The sequence below is a fragment of the Streptomyces sp. ME19-01-6 genome (genome assembly GCF_033793745.1).
Lineage (GTDB): Bacteria > Actinomycetota > Actinomycetes > Streptomycetales > Streptomycetaceae > Streptomyces.
In genome coordinates this window covers 54998-70709 of record NZ_JARAXF010000043.1, presented here as the reverse complement: position 1 = coordinate 70709, position 15712 = coordinate 54998, and the positions used below count along the sequence as shown (strand labels likewise).

The window sequence follows — 15712 nt, the reverse complement described above, 5'->3', positions numbered from 1 at the left end:
CAGGCGGCTGGCGCTGAGGGTCGGGAACAGCGTGAGCAGCGTGCCGAGTCGGCCACGATCAACCCGACGTTGCGGGTGGCCACCAGGCTCTGGCCGCCGCCCGCGCCGCGCACCAGACCCGGCCGCGTCGGGTCGGCCGCTGTGGTGGCGAAGGGGATGACGCCCGGCAGTGCCGGCGGGTCGCTCGATGTGGGGTCGCCGAAGGACAGGTAGCGGTAGGCGAAGCCGCCGGCCGCCTGGTTCAGGGCGCCGATCGCGGCGACGAGCCGGTCGAGGTAGGCGGCGGGTCGGCCGGCCGCGCGGTCGCGATGACGAAGGTGCCGCCGTTGCAGCCGGCGCGTGGGTCACCGAGGTAGTTCGACCACGCGTCGGCGAAGGTCAGCGCGTTGGGCTGGTCGGGAGCGAAGGCGACGTACGCCGTCCAGCCCGGCCCGGCAGCGCCGGCCGGCCGCTCGTACAGGGTGGCCACGGTCGAGGTGACCACCTGCTGGTCGAGTAGGGAGCCACCTGCGGTCACCTTGACGACCAGTGAGGCCGTGGTCTCGGACGGCGTCCACTGGACCACGAACTGGTTCTCGAACGTGCGCGAGCCGGCGGTGGTGACGGCGAGCAAGGCCTCGGGGGCCAGTTCCTGGTCGGACATAGACATCTCCCGGTAAATGGCGTGAATCGCCTCCCGTCAATTGGAGCGACATCACGGATCTGTAGCGGCTGGATCTGTAGCGGCTGGGACGAACAGCAGGCGCACCACCCGACACCTACCGCCGTGCCCCCACCGCCAGAGCACCCCGGTGGCGGGCGAGGCCCGCGAGCCAGTGGGCCGTGGCCACCGGGGGGATCGCGGCGCTGCTCGCCACCATCGTGGTGATCTCCTCGCGGGTCCGCGGCCCCGGCCGGATCCGGGCCGCCGCGAACTCCGCCGTGCCAGCCAGCCACAGACCGGCGCAGACCGCCGCGTCCCGCGGTCTGCGGGCCGCGGCGCACAGCAGGACGGCCGCGCCCGCCGCGGTGACGGCCACATGGCGGGGCAGCCGCCCCCGGGGAGCGCCGGCCCGCCCCCACCAGTCCCGGCCGTGGACGCGGCGCATCAGGACGTCGTCGGCGTTGCCCGCCTGGACGCGCACGGAGACCCAGCGGCCCGCGGGCCGCACCGGGTGCGTCGTACGGCGCACCCCGGCCGCCAGCGTCCACCCGGCCGCGAGCACGCGCAGCGCCAGATCGGCGTCCTCCCGGTAAGCCCGCGGAAAGCGCTCGTCGAAGCCTCCGACGGCCTCCAGCGCGGCGCGCCGGTACGCCATGTCGGCGGTGATCCAGCGGGACGTGGCGAGCCCCGCGGTGTTGCGCTCCCAGTCGGTGGGCCTGCGGTCGGTGGGCAGCGGCACGGTGATCTGTCCCTGCACCCCGGCCGTCCGGGGGCCGGCCGCGGCGAGGTCGCCGGCGAGCCAGGCCGTCCAGGCCGGGCCGGGGACGACGTCGTCGTCCAGGAAGACGATCCACGGCTCGGGAGCGGCGGCCCACCCGGCGTTCCGGGCGGCCGCGGGGCCCGCGGCGCGCCCGGGGACGATCTCCACGAGGTGGCGCAGCCCCTCGGGGATGTCCACGGGCAGCGGGGCGTGATCCCGTGGCCGCCGGTCGTCGGCCAGGACGATCCGGCGGGGGCACGGCTCCCCGGCCTGGTCCAGGGCGCTCAGGACCGCGCTCAGACTGGGCCGGCCGAGGGTGGGGATGACGATCGCGTACTCGGGTCCGGTGGCCGGGCTCGGCGCGGTGGCCGGACTCGGCGCGCCCGCCGGGCCGCATCCGGCGAGCGGGTCCTGTCCGTTCACCTTCGGCGCGCGCTCCGGCCTCATCGCCCGTCCGCTCCCGGGCTGTCGTCCGCGCCCGCCCCGGACGCGCCGCGGGGCGCCGCGGCCGCCGCGTCAGGCTGTCCGGCCGCGAAGAACGTGCCGCGCCGGATCACGAAGGGGCCGATCGCCAGCAGGTCCACGGGGGCCGAGCCGAAGCACTCCAGGGCGTCGCGCGGATCGTCGACCATGGGCCGCCCGGCGGTGTTCAGGCTCGTGTTCACCACGACCGGCAGCCCGGTGAGGCGTTCGAAGGAGCCGAGCATGCGGGCCACCAAGGGCTCGGCGCCCGGGTCCACGGTCTGGATGCGGGCCGTGCCGTCGACGTGGACGACGGCGGGGACGCGGTCCCGCCAGCGCGGCGCCACGTCGTGCACGAACAGCATGTACGGGCTGGGCAGCGGGCCGTCGAAGATCTCCGCGGCCCGGTCGGCGAGCACCATCGGCGCCACCGGCCGGAACTGCTCACGCCCCTTGACGTCGTTCAGCCGCTCCAGGTTGCCCGAGCGTCCCGGGTGCGCCAGCAGCGAGCGGTGTCCCAGCGCGCGCGGCCCGTACTCGGAGCGGCCCTGGAACCAGGCCACGATCGCGTCGTCCGCCAGCGCGCGGGCGACCGTCTCCGCGACGTCGGCCGGCCGCTCGTACGGCACCGCGGCGGTCTTCAGACAGGCCTCGAGCTCCGCGTCCGACCAGCGGCGTCCGAGGTCCGCGCCCGCCATCGGCTCGGTCCGCTCCCCGCCGTGGGCGGCGAGGTAAAGCGCCCCGCCCAGGGCGGTGCCCGCGTCCCCCGCGGCGGGCTGCACCCACACCCGGTCGAACGGGCCCTCGCGGGCGATCCGGGAGTTGGCGACGCAGTTGAGCGCCACCCCGCCGGCCATCGTGAGCACCCTGTCGTGGGTGCGGCCGTGCAGCCAGCGCACCAGGTCCAGCAGCGTCTCCTCCAGGCACGCCTGAGCGCTCGCTGCGAGGTCGGCGTGTCCTTGCGACCAGGCCTCCCCGGGCCGGCGCGGCGGACACAGCTCCGCCCACGGCACACCGGTGGCCCGGAAGCCGCCGTCGCCGGTCGGGTGGACGTACCGGCGCAACTGGCTCAGCAGCCGTGGGGTGCCGTACGCGGCCAGCGCCATCACCTTGTACTCGTCCGAGGAGCGCAGAAAGCCCAGGTGCTCGGTCAGCTCCTCGTAGACCAGACCGAGGGAGTGCGGCAGCTCCTGGCCGTACAGGGGTTCGAGGCGGTCGCCCACGCGGCGGGCGGCGAGGTGGGAGGTGGCCTCGCCACGGCCGTCCAGGACGAGCACGGAGGAGGTCTCGGCGTCGGGCGCGGCGAAGGCGCTGGAGGCGGCGTGCGCCATGTGGTGCGGCACGAACCGCACGATGGATGGGTCGAGCCCGGGGAGAGCGGCGGCCAGGAAGCCGGGCGCCCGGCGGGCGTAGGTCAGCCGCAGATGGTCCCACGGGTCCTCGAGCCCCATGGCGTCGGCCGGGCGGGCCAGCGCGGGGTCGAAGGAGTACGCGACCGCGTCCAGGTCCTGGGGGCGCAGCCCGGCCTCGGCCAGGCACCAGACCGCGGCCTTCTCGGGAAGCTCCCAGGCGGAGAAGGGCAGCGGCCGCTTCCCGTGCTTGCGCCGGGAGAAGCGTTCCTCCTCCGCGGCGGCGACCGTGTGCCCCTCGATGACCAAGGCGGCGGCGGGGTCGTGGAAGAGTGCGTTGATACCGAGGATGCGCATGGAGGTTCGCCTTTCGGCGGCCCTGCGGCCGCGGGGGTGCGGTTGCGGCATAACGAGAAGCGGGGGAGCGGGGCGACAACTCGGCCCCGGGCGGCTCAGGCCGCGGCGCGTTCGCGGAACCAGCGGACCGTACGGGCCAGCCCCTCGTCGGCCGGGACGCGCGGCTCCCACTGGAGCTTGTCGCGGGCCAGCGTGATGTCGGGGCAGCGCACCGCGGGGTCGTCCGCCGGCCGCTCGATGAAGCGGATTCCGGCGTCGGCGCCGACGATGTCGATGATCTTCTGGGCGAGGTCCAACATGGTGATCTCGTCCGGGTTGCCGATGTTCACCGGACCGAGCAGACGGGCGCCGGCCATGGCGAGGATGCCGCGGACCGTGTCGTCGATGTAGGCGAGGGAGCGGGTCTGGCACCCGTCGCCGGTGACGGTCAGGGGCTCGCCCGCCAGCGCCTGCCGGATGAAGGTGGGCACGGCGCGCCCGTCGTAGCCGCGCATGCGGGGGCCGTAGGTGTTGAACAGCCGCACGATGCCGGTGTCCGTGCCGTGCGCTCCCGCCTCGGCCGTGGTCAGGGCCTCGCCGAAGCGCTTGGCCTCGTCGTAGACGCTGCGCGGGCCGACGGGGTTGACATTGCCCCAGTAGCGCTCGCTCTGCGGATGCTGCTGGGGGTCCCCGTACGCCTCGGAGGTGGAGGCGAGGACGAACCGCGCCTCGTGGCGGCGGGCGAGGGCCAGCGCGTTGCGGGTGCCCAGGCTGCCGGTGTCCAAGGTGTGCAGCGGCAGCCGCAGATAGTCGGCGGGGGAGGCCGGTGACGCGAAGTGCAGAACGAGGTCGCAGGGGCGGTCCACCGCGAACGGCTCGCTGACGTCGGCGCGCAGGAGCGAGAAGCCCGGGTGCTCGGCGAGGTGGGCCACATTGTCGGCGGCGCCCGTACAGAAGTCGTCGACGCAGATGACCTCGGTGCCCCGGTCGAGCAGCGCGGTGCACAGGTGTGAGCCGACGAAGCCGGCGCCGCCGGTGACGACGGCGCGCTGGAAGTGGTGAGCTGGTGCTGCCTCTCGCATGAGATCATCCCTCCGCGCGCCGTCGGTTTCCCCTAGGACCCGTAGAGCTCCTTCTGGACCTCGTTGGGACCCTCGTACCGGTCGCGTTTCAGATGGGAGATCTCCTCCACGACCCTCTTGTCGGCGTGGTTGTCCTTCGCGACCCTGGTCAGCGATTCCCGGTCGGCCGGGTAGTCGGCGCCCTTGAGGGCCTTCTGCACGTCGGTGGGCCTGATGTCGGGCATGGTGATCCTCCAGGGTGTGGATCCGATCCCGCCCCACGGGATCGGTCCCTCCCCAGTACCCCGCCCGTCATGGATAAATCAGGATGAAACGGGATAAAAAACGGGATAAAGGGGGTCAGGCGGTGGCGGTCAGCTCCTCGACCGGTGCCTGCCCGGCGGCCCGCACCGGCCCGGCCGCCACCACACGCGCCGAGCGGCGGCCGTGGTGCAGCGCCCCCGCCCCGATCGAGCCGGCGACGACCAGTCCGCCGATGACCAGGGCGCCGCGCGCCCCCGCCCACTCCATCAGCAGGCCGAGCAGCGGCGGGCCCGCCAGGCCCCAGGCCGTGCTCACACTGCGCCAGACCCCGAGCACCCGGCCTCGCATATGCGGCGGCGGGTCGGTCTGCAGCACCGTGGTGCCCGCGGTGTCCGACATCGACTCCACCACGGCCATCGGGGCCACCAGCAGGATCAGCAGCAGCAGGTCGGGGGAGAACCCGGCCGCGATCTGCAGCACCGCCCCGGCGGCCGCCAGCGCGGCGACCAGCCGGACCGAGGGCCGTCGCATCCGGCCCGCCAGCACCGCGCCCGCGATGCCGCCCGCCGCCAGCATGGTGGAGACGGTCCCGAACTCCGCGGCGCCCCCGGCGAGCGGGCCGGTGACCAGCACCGCCAGAGTGAGGCTGTAGTTCCGCCCGAAGACCGCACTCACCGCGGTGATCACCGTGAGGGCCACCAGCCGGGGGCGGCTCATGAAGAACACCAGGCCGTCGCGGGGGCTGCCCGTGTCCGCTCCGATCGGCTCAGGACCGGGAGCCTCCTGCCGTGGATGCAGCCGCAGGAACGGGATGACCGCCGTCACGAAGAGGAAGGACAAGCCGTTGGCGGCGTACGCGGCCGCGTTGCCCAAGGTGGCCACGGCCACACCCGCGAGCGCGACCCCCGCGAGCCGGCCGGTGCTGTGCACGACCGAGCCCAGCGCGATCGACGACGGGACGTCCTCCACCGGCACCAGGTCGTTGCCGAGCAGCGCGCACGCCGGCCCGTCGACGGTGGCGACGAGGCCGGTCACCGCGGCCAGGGTCATCAGCAGCGGCAGGGTGAGCAGATCGAAGGCCACCAGCGCCGCCGTGGCGAAGGCCACCGCCCCCAGGACGGCCTGGCTCACCGCGGCGGTCAGCTTACGCGGCCAGGCATCGACCGCCGCACCGCCCGCCAGGCCCAGCAGCAGGCCGGGCGCGGCCTGCACGGTCAAGGACAGGCCAGTGGCGGCCGCGGAGCCGGTGAGCTGCAGCACCAGCAGGTTCTGCACGGTCAGCTGCATCCACGTTCCGGCGTTGGAGACGAGATTGGCGGCGGACCACCACCGCATGCTCCGGTGCCGCAGGCATCGCCACACCGCCCGGTCTGCACGCCGGTCCGTACGCCGGGCGGCGGTGGGGTGGTGTCCGGGCGCGGCGGGCGCCTCGGGGGCTGAACGGGGACGGGGGGCACGGGGCACGGAGGCAGGCTTCATCGCAGGAGCTTCATCGCAGGGGGCTTCGTTGCGGGATCGAGGGCTCGGGCGGCGGACGGACGCGTATTCGGGGCGGCGGACGGGCGCAAAAAGAAACCCCCCGGGCCCCGGGGTGGCCGACGCGTTGGGCGCGGCGACGATCCATCGTCACAGACGGCTCACCGCTCCCGCGTCACCGATATGCGGGCGCGATGCCACAAATCTCCTGAATGCCCTGGTCATGGCGGTGAGTGGCGCTTCGCGTGGCTTTCCTCACACCGAACCGCGGCCCCTCTCCGGAGCGGGCCGGTCGGGCGGCGGCGCCGCACCTTCGGTGCTTATTCCTTCCGCTCCTCGATCGCCCGCGCCTCCGGCAGCAGCTCCCGGATATCGCCCGGCAGCGCCTTGTACAGCCTCTCCATCAGCTCCGGGCTCACCGCGGAGTCCAGCACCTCGAAGAACGCGCTCGCCTCCCGGATCGCCTCCTCCTCCGAGGTCCGGGCGCGCCAGGCGATCCGTCCCGCGAAGCCGGTGAGGTCGAACCGCTCGCCGTGGTCGCGCCGGTAGGCCCGCTGCTCGGGCGAGGCCTCGTGGGACGTGGCCACCCGCCGCATGGAGTCGGCCGCCTCGGTCGGCAGCTGCGCCGCCATGTGGTCGGCCAGGCCGTCCGGGATCCGCTCGGCGAGGGTCTCGAGCGTGGCGCGCACCACCCGCTCCGCCGACCGCCGGTCAGGCAGCTGCGCCAGGGCCTGCACCTGCCCGGTCAATTCCTCATAGCGCATGATCAGCACCCCCAGCGTCGCGTTGTCGGCATCGTCAGCCGAGTGCCCACGGCCGCCCCCGCGAACCGTCGGTGGCGGGTCGTCGTACGCCCCTTGTTACCGTCAAAGGAGCCGCACACGAGGGCGAAACCGATGAGGGACGAAGGGGGAGCGGACGATGGCCCAGCCGTGCATCGAACTGGACTCACGGTCACCCGAAGCGGTGGACGGCCGTCAGATCAGAGCCGTCGCCTTCCAGGCCGGCCGCCTGGAGTACATGGGCAAGACCCTGCGGAGCGTCGGCCTGACCGCGCCCGGGAGCCGGGCCCTGGTGGTGGGGAGCGGCCGCGGACTGCTGGCCCGCGGCCTGGCCGGGCTGGGATTCGACGTTCTGGCCGTCGACCCGTCTGCCTCCGCGACGGCGATCGCGCGCGAGGCGGGCGAGCGGGAGGCGGGGGAGCGGGAGCGCCTCGCCGTCCGGTACGAAACCGCGCCGCCGGAGGAACTGGGCGTCGCCGACGCGGCATTCGACCTCGTCTACTACGCGGACACCTTCGAGGTCACCCCGGCCCTCGACCCGGTCCTGGCGGAGGGCGCCCGGGCGCTCGCGCCGGACGGCGTGCTGGTCTACGACACCGTCAACCGCACCCCGCTGTCCCGGCTGATCTACCTCGTCGCCTTCCAGCGCCTGCCCATGACCCGGATCATGCCGCCCGGGCGCTACGCCGCGGCACGGCTGCGTACCCCCGCCGAACTGACCGAGGCGCTGCGCCGCCACGGGCTGCGCAACGAGGACATCTGCGATTTCAAGCCCGTGACCCGCGTGGCCTGGTCAAGGCCACGATGGCCCGCCGGCGCGGGCGGATCACCGATGAGGAGATCCCGCCCATCGTCGACTTCGTCCTGGCCCCCGACGCCCGGCCGCAGGTCACCTACCTCGGCTACGCCCGCAAAGGCCGATGAGCCACGGCGGCGGGCCGGGCGGGCGCCGCGCACACTGGGCACTGTGACGGCAAAGCAAAGCGCCGGAATCCTGCTGTTCCGCGAGGCGGACGCGGCCAGGGCGGACGCGGCGGCGACGGACCCGGCCTCCGCCGCGCAGGTTCTTCTCGGCCACATGGGCGGCCCCTTCTGGGCGCGCAAGGACGAGCGCGCGTGGTCCATTCCCAAGGGCGAGTACGAGCCGGACGAGGGTCCGGAGGCCGCGGCACGCCGGGAGTTCCAGGAGGAACTCGGCCTGCCGCCGCCCCCGGGCGGCCTCCTTCCGCTCGGCTCCGTCCGGCAGACCGGGGGCAAGGTCGTGACCGTCTGGGCGCTGGCGGGAGACCTCGATCCTCGGCGGGTCACCCCGGGCACGTTCGAGATGGAGTGGCCGAGGGGGTCCGGGCGCCTTCAGGCCTTCCCTGAGATCGACCGGGTGGCCTGGCTGGATCTCGCGCAAGCACGGCAGAAGGTCGTGGCCAAGCAGGAGGTCTTCCTCGACCGACTGGTCGAACGGCTGCGCGGCTGAGCGGCCCGCCGACCGACGGACACGCGACGTTCCCGGTGGGCTAGGACGGATGGTGGACGCGGCCGTGGCGCGGGTCGGGCAGACGGTGTGCCATGAAGGGCTTGCTGGTGATGAACTCGCGGAATTTCAGGGCGGCTTCGGACAGATAGGCGTCGCGGTTCCACACCAGGGTGAGCACCCGGTGGCAGTCGGGCGCGTTCAGGTGCACCCAGGCGACCGGGACGAGCGACTCCGTACCGACCCGGCGGGAGATCGCCGGGATGAGGCCGATGCCGAGGCCCGCGCTGATCATGTCCTGGCTGGCACCCGGTTCGTCACCCTCGCAGGAGAGCAGCGGCGTGAGCCTCTCGGACGCGAACAGCCGGTCGAGGAGGGCGCGCTGCCAGTGGCCCGGGCGGGTGGTGACGAACGGCTCATCGGCGATCTCGGGGACGGTCACGCTCTCCCGCCCGTCGAGCCAGTGCCCGTGCGGAACCGCGAGCAGCACCTCTTCGCGGGCGAGCTCGATCGACTCGAGGTGCGTGCCGATCAGTGGTTGCGAGGCCACACAGAAGTCGACCTCCTTGGCGCGTAGTTGGCGGTCCATCTCCTCCGCGTTCGACTGGAAGAGCCGAACGTCGGCACGGGGCTGGGCGGCCCGGTAGCTGCCCAGGACATGGGTGATCGTCAGGAGGGTCTCGGAGGCGACGCTGACCCTGCCGAGCCCCGTGTCACGGGCGTCGCGCAGGGCCCTGCGGCCGTCGTCGAGCTCGCTCAGGGCTCGGTCGACGTGGCGCAGGAACATCGCGCCGTACTGGTTGAGCCGGATGCGGCGGCCCTGCCGGTCGAAGAGCGGGGAGCCGAGCTCGGCCTCCAGGCGCGCGATGGTGCGGCTGAGCGAGGGCTGGGCGACGCTCAGCTCCTCGGCGGCGCGGCTGATGTGCTCGTAACGGGCGACGGTCTGGAAGTAGCGCAACTGCAGCAGATCCACGGCTCACCTTCACTTATGCCTATCAAGTTATCTTCACATAGCGAAACCGGTCTTGGAATGCATAAGCGATTTTCCCTACGGTCTCCAGCGGGGTCACCGCACAGGTGATGGGCAACGGCGCCCGTCACCCGCACACGCGAAGCGGGGCCCGCACCCGTCAGCCGTCCCACCGGCCACCCGTCCCCCAGGAAGGTCGCACCATGAGCGCTGCGGATCTGGCCCGACTCCAGTTCGCGGCTACGACCGGCATCCACTGGCTGTTCGTGATCCTCACCATGGGGCTCGTCCCCTTGGTGGCGATCATGCACACCCGGGCCGCGTTCACCCGTGATCCCGCCAAGAGAGCCGTCCGGGAGCGGATGACCCGCTTCTGGGGGCAGCTCTACGTCATCAACTACGCGGTCGGCATCGTCACCGGCCTCGTCATGGAGTTCCAGTTCGGGCTCAGCTGGAGCGGCCTGAGCAAGTTCGCCGGCAACGTCTTCGGCGCCCCGCTGGCACTCGAAACCCTCATCGCCTTCTTCGCCGAGTCCACCTTCCTCGGCATGTGGATCTTCGGCTGGGGCCGCATGCGCAGGGGCGTCCACATCACGCTCATCTGGCTGGTCGCCCTGACCGCGTACGCCTCCGGGTACTGGATCCTGATCGCCAACGGCTTCATGCAGCACCCCGTCGGCTACGAAGTGCGCGACGGCGCCGCCTACCTGACCGACTTCGGGGCACTGCTCACCAATCCCAGCGCCCTGCTCGCGCTCGCCCACCTCACGCTCGCCGCGCTGACGACGGGCGGCGTCTTCGTCGCCGGGATCAGCGCCTTCCACTTCGCCCGGGGCACCAAGGAGACCGACCTGTTCCGCGGCTCCCTGCGCCTGGGCGTCTGGGTGAGCATGCTCGCCTCCTTCTTCGTCATCATCGTCGGCGACCTGCAGATCCCCGTGCTCGAGCGGACCCAGCCCATGAAGGTGGCCGTCCTGAACAACAGCGGCGTCGCCCAGCTTCAGGCGCGGCTCGTCAAGGAGTACGGGCCCGGCGACTACGTGCCCTGGCAGGACTGGATGCGGGTCTCGATGGACGCGATGACGATCATCGGCAACACCGTGTCCACCATCACGCTCATCGCCGCCTTCCTGCTGTGGAAGGACCGGCTGGTGCGTTGGCGCCCCCTCGCGTACCTGATGACGGCCATGATCCCGCTCCCCTTCATCGCCTCCGTGGGCGGCTGGGTCGTCCGCGAGGTCGGGCGCCAGCCCTGGCTCGTCTACGGCCAGTTGCGGGTCGAGGACGCGCTCTCGCACGTCGGCAGGGCCTCGCTGGCCGTGTCCTGCGCTGTGTTCATCACCGTCTTTGTCGCGCTGGCGGCGGTGAACTGGACCCTGATCGCCCGCTTCGCCCGCCGCGACCCGGACGCCATCCAGCTCGGCGCCACCGAGCCGCTGGCCGACGACGTGCCCGGCGGCGACCTGCCCGGCGGCGGCGCCGGCGAGAAGCAGGCCATCCCGGCCTTCTGAGCCGCTCGGACCGGCACGCGCCCTGAAATGAATGCCCCTGTGGTGAAAGGAAGTTGAGCGAGATGAGTCTGGAGACGCTCTGGCTGGCCCTCCTCGGCCTGCTTCTCGCCGGGTACTTCGTACTCGGCGGCTACGACTACGGCGTGCAGATGCTGCATCCCTTCCTTGGTGGCGGCCGAGGCGGTCAGGACGGTCAAGAGGCCGCGCGCGCCGGCGACGCCGGACGGAACGCCGCCCTCGATGCCATCGCGCCGTTCTTCCTGGGCAACGAGGTCTGGCTGGTCGCCTTCACCGGCGTCCTGTTCGGGGCCTTCCCGCATCTGGAGGGCAGCCTCCTGTCCGGCCTGTACCCGCTGATCGTGGCGATCCTCGTCGGCCTGGTCCTCGGAGGCGCCGCGGTCCAGCTGCGTGGCCGCGCCCGCGGCGCCCGCGGCCGCCGGTGCTGGAACGCCCTGATCGTGTTCGGCGGCGCGCTGCCCGCCCTGTGCTGGGGACTCGTTCTGGGGCTGCTGCTCCACGGCGTGCCCCGCCGGGCCGACGGGACCTTCCACATCGGGCCCGGCGACGTGCTCACGCCGTTCGTGCTGGCCTGCGGGGTGACCACCACGCTCCTCTTCGCGGCACACGGGGCGGCCTTCGTCGCGCTGCGCTCGGCCCCCGCAATCGCCTCCCGGGCACGGCGGTTGGGCGCCACCCTGTTGCGCGACGCCGGCGCCGTGGGCTCCCTGGCGCTGCTGCTGACGCTCTTCGGGGCGGGCGCCTCGATGACGAACCGCGTGACCTCGGCGGTCCTCGCCACCCTGTTCGCGGCGGCGCTCGCCGGCGCCTGGTGGTACCTCTCCCACGGGCACCACGGCCGGGCGTTCGCGGCCACCTGCTGCGCGACCGCGCTGCCCGTGCTGCTCGTGGGGGCCGGACACCACCCGTACGTCCTGATCAGCTCGTCGAGCACCGGGCTCACCGTCCACCAGGCCGTCACGGACGGCGCCACCTTGAAGATCCTGACCGCGTTCGGGGTCGTGCTGATCCCGGTGATCCTCGCGTATCAGGCGTGGAGCTGGTGGGCCTTCCGGGGGCGGACGGGCCGCCGTCACCCCAGCTACTTCTGAGCCACGGAAACGACGAGAGGAATCCCGGGATGAAGCCGGTCGAACGCCGCCTGATGCGGGAACTCCCGGTGCTGCGGCGCCATATGACGTACGCCACCGCGCTGGCGCTGCTGGGCGCCGGCCTCGTCGTCACCCAGGCGGGCCTGCTGGCGACGGTCCTCGCGGACGGCTTCGCCGGACACGCCTTCCGTATCACCCCACTGGCCGCGTTGGGCGCCGTCATGGCCCTGCGCGCGCTGCTGACCTGGGCCCGCGGGGTGCTCGCTCAGCGGGCCGCGGCCGACGCCAAGCACACACTGCGGGACCGGATCACCGGCCGGCTGCGGCACACCAGCCCCCTGCGACTGGCGGCCCGCCGCCACGGCGAGACGGCCACACTGCTCACCCGCGGCCTCGACGCCCTGGACCCGTACGTCGTCGGCTATCTGCCCACAAGGGCGGCCACCGCGGTGGTGCCCCTCACAGTCGTCGCCTGGCTGTTGTGGACCGACTGGACCTCGGCGCTGATCATCGTCGTGACGCTGCCGCTGATCCCCGTGTTCGGCGCGCTGGTCGGCACGCACACCGCCCGGCGCACCGCGCGGCAGTGGCGGTTGCTGGCGCGGCTGGGCGGCCACTTCCTCGACGTGGTGGCCGGACTGCCGACGCTGCGCGCGTTCGGCCGCGAGCGGCACCAGGCCCGGGTGGTGGGCGAGATGGCGGACGCCCACCGGCGGGCCACCATGCGGACGCTGCGCGTGGCGTTCCTCTCCTCCTTCGTCCTGGAGACGGTCGCCACCCTCTCCGTGGCGCTGGTGGCCGTCCCGGTCGGGTTGCGGCTGCTCGGCGGCGAGATGGATCTGCGCACGGCCCTGACCGTCCTGTTCCTCGCCCCCGAGGCGTATCTGCCGCTGCGCTCCGCGGGCGCGGCCTTCCACGACAGCGCCGAGGGCATCGCGGTGGCCGAGCGGGCCTTCGCGATCCTCGACGACGAGGACACGCCCACGGCGGGCGGCGCCGACCGCGCACCGGTCCCCGACGCCCGTACGGCGAGCCTGCGCCTCGACGGGGTCACGGTCCACTACCCGCGCCGCGCCGCGCCCGCACTCCGACACGTCTCCCTCTCCGTCCGCCCCGGCGAGCACGTGGCCCTGGTCGGCCCGAGCGGCGCGGGCAAGTCCACGCTGCTGTCGCTGCTCCTCGGCTTCGTGACCCCCGGCTCGGGCCGGGTCGCGGTCGGCGGCACCGACCTCGCGGACCTCGACCCCGACGCGTGGCGCGCCCAGGTGGCGTGGGTGCCGCAGCGCCCGCACCTGTTCGCGCAGTCCGTCGCGGACAACATCCGCCTCGGGCGCCCCGGCGCGAGCGACGCCGAGGTGCGTCAGGCGGCCCGCGCCGCCTCGGCCGACCTCTTCGTCGAGGAGCTGCCGGAGGCGTACGACACCGTGCTCGGCGAGCACGGCGCCGGGCTCTCCGCCGGTCAGCGCCAACGGATAGCCCTGGCCCGCGCGTTCCTCAAGGACGCCCCCGTGCTGCTCCTCGACGAACCGACCGCCCACCTCGACCCCGAGAGCGAGGCCGCGGTCACACGCGCCACGGTCGCCCTCATGCGTGGCCGGACCGCGGTCGTGGTCGCACACCGCACGAGCCTGCTGCCCCACGCCGACCGGATCATCACGGTACGAGCGGGCCGTCTCGCCCTCCCCCACCCGGCGCCCGTGGAAGGCCTGGTGGCCTCATGAGCGGACCCCGCCCCACCGTCCGCCTCCTGCGCCACCTCCTCCCGTACTGGCGCAGGCTGCTGCCCGCCGCGCTCGCCTCGGCCGGCAGTGAGCTGGCCGCCGCCGCGCTGATGGCCACCGCCGCCTGGCTGATCACCCGCGCCGCGCAGCAGCCGCCGCTCGCCTCGGTGAGCGTCGCGATCGTCGCCGTACGCGCCCTGGCCCTGGGGCGCGGAGCGCTGCGCTACGCCGACCGGCTGCTGGGCCACGACGGGGCGCTGCGAGCCGTCGCGGGCTTCCGCACCCGGGTGTACGAGGCGCTGGTTCCGCTCGCCCCGGCGGGCACCCCGGCCTTTCGCAGCGGCGACCTGCTGACCCGCCTCGTCGACGACGTCGACGCCGCCCAGGACCTGCTGCTGCGGGTCCTGATCCCGGCCGCGGCCGCCTGCGCGGTCACCGCCACCGCCACCGCGGCGGCCACGGTGCTGCTGCCGCAGGCGGGCGTCCTGCTCGGGCTGCTCCTGGCCGTGGCGGGGCTCCTCGTGCCCGCCCTGGTGCTCGCGCTGTCCGGCCGCGCGGGCCGCGCGGAGAAGGCGGCGCGCGCCGAACTCACCGCACTCACCGTGGACGTGACCCAGGGAGCGGCGGACCTCGCCGCGTACGGGGCCCGGGGCCGCGCCCACGAGCGGGCCCGCCGCGCCTCCGCCCGGATCGCCGCGCTGGAGCGGCGGAAGGCCCTGACCACCTCGCTCGCCTCGGCCGTGGTACTGCTGCTCCAGGGCGGGGCGACGGTCGGCGTCACCTGGCTCGCGCTGCGCGCGCACGCGGCCGGCGCGCTGCCCGCCGTGTACCTCACCGTCCTCGCGGTCCTCGCGCTGGTCTCCTTCGAGGCGCTCGCGCCACTGCCCGCCGCGGCCCGCCGCCTCGCCGACGTACGGGCCTCCGCACGCCGGCTGGCCGAGCTCCTCGACACCCCGCCCCCGGTCGCCGACCCGCCTGCCCCGGTCCCGCTCCCCACCGGCGAGCCGCTCGGCGTGGACATCACCGACCTGCGGGTGCGCCACCACCCCGGCGGCCCCCCGGTTCTGGACGGGGTGAGCCTGAGGCTGCCGCCCGGCCGCCGGGTCGTGCTCCTCGGCGCCAGCGGGTCCGGCAAGTCGACGCTGATCGCGGCGCTCATGCGGTTCGTCCCGTACGAAGCCGGATCCATCCGCGTCGGCGGGCGCGAACAGCGCGAACTTCGAGACTGTGCGGGCGCCGACGCCCGCCGGTTGATCACCGGCATGACCCAGGACGCGCACGTCTTCCACACCACGATCCGCGCCAATCTGCTGCTGGCCCGCCCCGGCGCCACGGACGCCGACCTGCTGGACGCGGCCCGCAGGGCCCGGCTCCTGGACTGGATCGAGTCGCTGCCCGACCGCTGGGACACCGTCCTCGGCGGGGACGGCGCCACGATGTCGGGCGGCCAGCGCGGGCGCCTGCTCCTGGCCCGCGCGCTGCTCGCCGACCCGCCCGTCCTCGTCCTGGACGAACCCACCGAGGGACTCGACCCGGACACCGCCGCCGCCGTGCTCGCCGACATCCTCGACGCCACCCGCGGCCGCACCACGCTCCTGGTCACCCACGAGCGGTCGGGCCTCGCCGCCGCCGACCGGATCGTGGCCCTCGACCGCGGCCGGATCCGTCCCGTCGCTCCCGACGACAATAAAAAGTGATGAAAAGCGACAGCGTCGAACATGAGCCAATGCGGTCGCGCCAAGACTCCCGACAGCGTTCACCGCCCACGGTGCGCGGCTACCGTAAGGAAGTGGGAGGCGC

At 73.7% G+C, this 15712-nt stretch carries 13 protein-coding genes and 1 pseudogene; 6 read left to right on the top strand and 8 right to left on the bottom strand.

Annotated features, from left to right (window positions below; all coding sequences use genetic code 11):
* Positions 1-241: 241 nt before the first annotated feature.
* The 7 genes from PV419_RS47780 to PV419_RS47750 form a co-directional block, all read right to left on the bottom strand.
* Positions 242-643, bottom strand: a complete 402-nt coding sequence (locus PV419_RS47780) for a hypothetical protein (protein ID WP_319699955.1) — start codon at positions 641-643, stop codon at positions 242-244.
* A gap of 115 nt (positions 644-758) precedes the next feature.
* Positions 759-1850 carry a glycosyltransferase gene (locus PV419_RS47775; RefSeq protein ID WP_319699954.1) on the bottom strand — a complete coding sequence of 364 codons (1092 nt, stop codon included), beginning with the start codon at positions 1848-1850 and terminating at the stop codon, positions 759-761.
* Positions 1847-3571, bottom strand: a complete 1725-nt coding sequence (locus tag PV419_RS47770) for a carbamoyltransferase (RefSeq protein WP_319699953.1) — start codon at positions 3569-3571, stop codon at positions 1847-1849. Before PV419_RS47770 ends, PV419_RS47775 begins: the two co-directional genes overlap by 4 nt.
* Before the next feature lie 95 nt (positions 3572-3666).
* On the bottom strand, positions 3667-4632 hold the full coding sequence (locus PV419_RS47765; protein WP_319699951.1) for an NAD-dependent epimerase/dehydratase family protein: 966 nt from the start codon (positions 4630-4632) through the stop codon (positions 3667-3669).
* A gap of 32 nt (positions 4633-4664) precedes the next feature.
* Complete coding sequence (locus PV419_RS47760; protein ID WP_319699949.1) at positions 4665-4856, bottom strand: DUF2795 domain-containing protein; 192 nt, start codon at positions 4854-4856, stop codon at positions 4665-4667.
* Between the two features lie 115 nt (positions 4857-4971).
* Entirely contained in the window at positions 4972-6210 is a 1239-nt protein-coding gene (locus tag PV419_RS47755) for an MFS transporter (RefSeq protein WP_415925535.1), read from the bottom strand.
* A 461-nt stretch (positions 6211-6671) separates the two neighbouring features.
* Positions 6672-7115 carry a DUF2267 domain-containing protein gene (locus PV419_RS47750; protein WP_319699947.1) on the bottom strand — a complete coding sequence of 148 codons (444 nt, stop codon included), beginning with the start codon at positions 7113-7115 and terminating at the stop codon, positions 6672-6674.
* A gap of 157 nt (positions 7116-7272) precedes the next feature.
* On the opposite strand from PV419_RS47750, the pseudogene PV419_RS47745 reads away from it, so the two are divergent.
* Both PV419_RS47745 and PV419_RS47740 read left to right on the top strand, forming a co-directional pair.
* Positions 7273-7827: pseudogene (locus tag PV419_RS47745) on the top strand (class I SAM-dependent methyltransferase); the annotation flags it as partial.
* Between the two features lie 273 nt (positions 7828-8100).
* A complete protein-coding gene (locus tag PV419_RS47740) occupies positions 8101-8604 on the top strand; it encodes an NUDIX domain-containing protein (protein WP_319699988.1) in 504 nt (167 codons plus the stop codon).
* Positions 8605-8644: 40 nt separating this feature from the next.
* Here PV419_RS47740 and PV419_RS47735 read toward each other — a convergent pair whose 3' ends face one another.
* Positions 8645-9574 (bottom strand): LysR family transcriptional regulator, encoded by a 930-nt coding sequence (locus PV419_RS47735; protein WP_319699945.1) that lies wholly within the window; start codon positions 9572-9574, stop codon positions 8645-8647.
* 200 nt (positions 9575-9774) lie between these two features.
* On the opposite strand from PV419_RS47735, the gene PV419_RS47730 reads away from it, so the two are divergent.
* The 4 genes from PV419_RS47730 (at position 9775) to cydC (ending at position 15609) form a co-directional block, all read left to right on the top strand.
* The gene (locus tag PV419_RS47730; RefSeq protein ID WP_319699943.1) at positions 9775-11082 is read left to right on the top strand and encodes a cytochrome ubiquinol oxidase subunit I; all 1308 of its coding nucleotides are present in this window, start codon (positions 9775-9777) and stop codon (positions 11080-11082) included.
* Between the two features lie 62 nt (positions 11083-11144).
* On the top strand, positions 11145-12191 hold the full coding sequence (gene cydB, locus PV419_RS47725; RefSeq protein ID WP_319699941.1) for a cytochrome d ubiquinol oxidase subunit II: 1047 nt from the start codon (positions 11145-11147) through the stop codon (positions 12189-12191).
* A gap of 29 nt (positions 12192-12220) precedes the next feature.
* Positions 12221-13912, top strand: a complete 1692-nt coding sequence (gene cydD / locus PV419_RS47720) for a thiol reductant ABC exporter subunit CydD (RefSeq protein ID WP_319699939.1) — start codon at positions 12221-12223, stop codon at positions 13910-13912.
* Positions 13909-15609 (top strand): thiol reductant ABC exporter subunit CydC, encoded by a 1701-nt coding sequence (gene cydC / locus PV419_RS47715; RefSeq protein ID WP_319699938.1) that lies wholly within the window; start codon positions 13909-13911, stop codon positions 15607-15609. Before cydD ends, cydC begins: the two co-directional genes overlap by 4 nt.
* Positions 15610-15712 lie beyond the last annotated feature (103 nt).